The sequence below is a fragment of the Marinobacter maroccanus genome (assembly GCF_002933275.1).
GTDB lineage: Bacteria > Pseudomonadota > Gammaproteobacteria > Pseudomonadales > Oleiphilaceae > Marinobacter > Marinobacter maroccanus.
Map to the genome: position 1 here is coordinate 1 of NZ_PSSX01000048.1, position 586 is coordinate 586.

At 65.0% G+C, this 586-nt stretch carries 1 protein-coding gene; it reads left to right on the forward strand.

All coding sequences use genetic code 11. The annotated features are described in order from the left end of the window. Positions 1 to 162 precede the first annotated feature (162 nt). Positions 163 to 429 (forward strand): hypothetical protein, encoded by a 267-nt coding sequence (locus KEHDKFFH_RS19975; RefSeq protein ID WP_048496294.1) that lies wholly within the window; start codon positions 163 to 165, stop codon positions 427 to 429. Positions 430 to 586 lie beyond the last annotated feature (157 nt).

Below are 586 nucleotides of genomic sequence, written 5' to 3' on the forward strand. Positions count from 1 at the left end.
GTGCGACTACATGGCCCGCTGCAAAGCCGGCTTCACCGACGCCCTGATCCACGAACTGGAAGCCAGCGGCCATCACAGCCCGGCCTTTGACCGCCTTATCCAACTGCGGGACGCCTGGGACTGCGGCCACCTGGATCTTCCCAACGTCACGGAGACGCAACCATGAGCCATATCCCCCCACGAAAAGACCAGGTGGAAGACAAAGAGCGCCGTTTCTACGTCTGCGCCCCGTCGTCCATCTACCTCCAGCTGCAACAGGAAGCCATCCAGCGCGGCACCGACCTGTGGACCCTTGGTGGTTCCGTCCTGACTGCGTGGCTGGAGGCTGGCTGCCCGACCTTTGGCACTCAGGACCAACCCCCTGAAAAGCCTTCGAGTCCGCCCCCGTCATCGTCACCACTCGCGCACGAAAAGGGGGCCGGACAGTGACCGTTACAAGGCTGGCGCGCAGCGCCAGGGCCGTAGGCCCCCTGGCCTTGTGGCGGGCTCTGGCTGGTCCACAGTGCGCATCCGGAGTGGTGAGGATGTCGGGGGAGGACGCCCGCCCCTTGATTCCGAACCATGAGCACAGGAGGCAAGCGGAGCG